Origin of the sequence: Pseudomonas graminis (assembly GCF_001705435.1) — a bacterium.
GTDB classification, from domain to species: Bacteria; Pseudomonadota; Gammaproteobacteria; order Pseudomonadales; family Pseudomonadaceae; genus Aquipseudomonas; species Aquipseudomonas graminis_B.
Map to the genome: position 1 here is coordinate 1 of NZ_MDEN01000030.1, position 2,381 is coordinate 2,381.

Annotated in this window: 1 protein-coding gene; it reads right to left on the reverse strand. The window is 67.3% G+C overall.

Going from position 1 to position 2,381, the window contains the following annotated elements; genetic code table 11:
* A partial coding sequence (locus BBI10_RS00130) for a condensation domain-containing protein (RefSeq protein WP_141695063.1) occupies positions 1-2,381 on the reverse strand: 2,381 nt, incomplete at both ends.

Genomic DNA, 2,381 nt, shown 5'->3' on the forward strand with positions numbered 1-2,381 from the left:
CCTCGCGCCCGCAGCGCATGAGCCAGTTGGTTGGCACGACGGTCGAACTCGGCGAAGGTCAGGCGCTGTTCGCCATGGACCAGCGCGATGGCGTCGGGCCGAATGCGCGCGTGGTCGGCAATCAGCGCGTGAATTGGCCGATCCACGTAGGGCGAGAACGGCGGTGTGTTCCATTGATCCAGCGCGGCCAGGTCGGTCTCGCCCAGCAGCGGCAGGTCACCGATGGCGGCGTCGGGCTGGTCGCAAATCGCCCGCAGCAGCGTGACCAGTTGCTCGAACAAACGCGCCACGGTCGACGCATCGAACAGGTCGGTGGCGTAATCGAGGTAGCCACTGATGCGGCCGTCGCGGTGCTCGAAGGTGCCCAGCACCAGGTCGAATTGCGCGCCCTTGATGTCCCATTGGCGGGCTTCGCAGCTCAGGTCGTCGAACTGCAGCAGCGACAGGTCCGGCTGCTGCTGATGGTTGTAGCTGACCTGGAACAGCGGGTTGACGCTGAGGCTGCGCGCCGGTTGCAGCGCCTCCACCAGTTGTTCGAACGGCAGGTCCTGATGGGCATGGGCGCCGAGCAGGTTGTCCTTGACCTGGGCGAGCAGCGCGGTGAAGGGCTGGTCGCCGCTGAGCTGGGCACGCAGCACCAGGGTGTTGACGAAGAAGCCGATCAAGCCCTGGGTCTGTACCTCCGCGCGTCCGGCCACCGGCACGCCGATGCGCAGGTCGCGCTGGCCGCTGAGGCGATACAGCAGCGTGTCGAACGAGGCCAGAAACAGCATGAACAGCGTGGCGTCGTGGGTCTGGGCGGTCTGGCGCAGCGTGTCGGCCAGGTCTTGCGGCAGCACGAAGGCATGGCGCCCGCCTTTGCCGTCGCGTTCGGCCGGACGCGAACGGTCCGCCGGCAGTTCCAGCACCGGCTGTTCGTCACCCAGCGCCGCGCGCCACCAGCTCAACTGGCGCTCGCGTTCGGCGCCGCTCAGGTGCTCGCGCTGCCAGCGGGCGTAGTCGGCGTACTGCACGCTTAGCTCCGTAAGTTGCGGCCCAGGCAGTTGCACGTCGCTGCCCTGGGCGAAGCGGCGGTACAGCGCGGCGAAGTCTTCGAGCATGACCTGCACCGACCAGCCGTCGGAGATGATGTGGTGCATGCACAGCAGCAGGCGCCACTGATCGTCCGCCACCCGCGCCAGGGCCACCCGCCACGGCGCACGCTCGGCGTCGAGGTCGAATGGCTGGTTCATGAACGCCTCGGCCAGCGCGTCGAAGGCGGCTTCCGGCGCCGCGTTGTCGCGCAGGTCGTGACGGACGATGTGCACGCTGCTGACTGGCAGAATCCGTTGCTGCGGCACCGCCTCCCCGTTTTGCATCGGGGATGGGCGGAAACAGGTGCGCAGGGTTTCGTGACGGGCCGCCAGGGCGTCGAAGGTCTGCTGCAGGGCATCAAGTTTCAGCGCGCCGCTGAGGTTGAGCACGCACGGCAGGTTGTACGCGACGCTATCGGGCTCCAGTTGCGCGAGGAACCACAGGCGCTGCTGGGCGAAGGACTGCGGCGCGAATTCCCGGTCAGTGCGACGCTGCAGAGCAGGCATCGCCGTGGCGAGCGCCTGGGTGTTCAGGTAGTGGGCCAGATCGGCCAGCACCGGCGACTCGAACAGCGCACGCAGGGGCAGCTCAAGTTTGAGGTCGCGGCGGATCTGCGCCACCAGTTGAATGCCCAGCAGCGAATGACCGCCGAGGGCGAAGAAGTTGTCCTGACGGCCGATCTGCGCCACGCCAAGGAGGTCTTGCCACAGCTCGGCCAGCTGGGTTTCGACCCCGGCCAGTGGCAGTTCGAAGGCCCGTTGCTGGATGTTTGGGTCGGGCAATGCCTTGCGGTCTAGCTTGCCGTTGGCGGACAGCGGCAGGCTGTCCAGCGTGACGAAGTGGGCCGGGACCATGTAATCCGGCAGGCGTTGCTTCAGCTGGCTGCGCAGGTGTTCTTCGTCGAAGTCCTCGGCCACCAGATAGCCCACCAGCTGCATGCCCGTCGTTAATTCACGGGCGATAACCACCGCTTCGCTGACCGCGGGGTGATCCAGCAGCGCCGCTTCGATCTCCCCGATCTCAACCCGCAGACCGCGCAGTTTGATCTGGTGATCGAGACGCCCGAGGTATTCCACCACGCCGTCGGCACGCCAGCGGGCCAGGTCACCGGTGCGATACAGCCGCTCGCCGCTGCCGAACGGGCTGGCAACGAAGCGCTCGGCAGTGAGGGCCGGACGCAGGTGATAACCACGCGCCAGGCCGGCGCCGCCGATGTACAGCTCACCGGGTACGCCGACGGGTTGCGGGTTGAGGCGGCTGTCGAGGATGTGGATCTGCAGGTTGGCGATGGGGGCGCCGATGGGCAC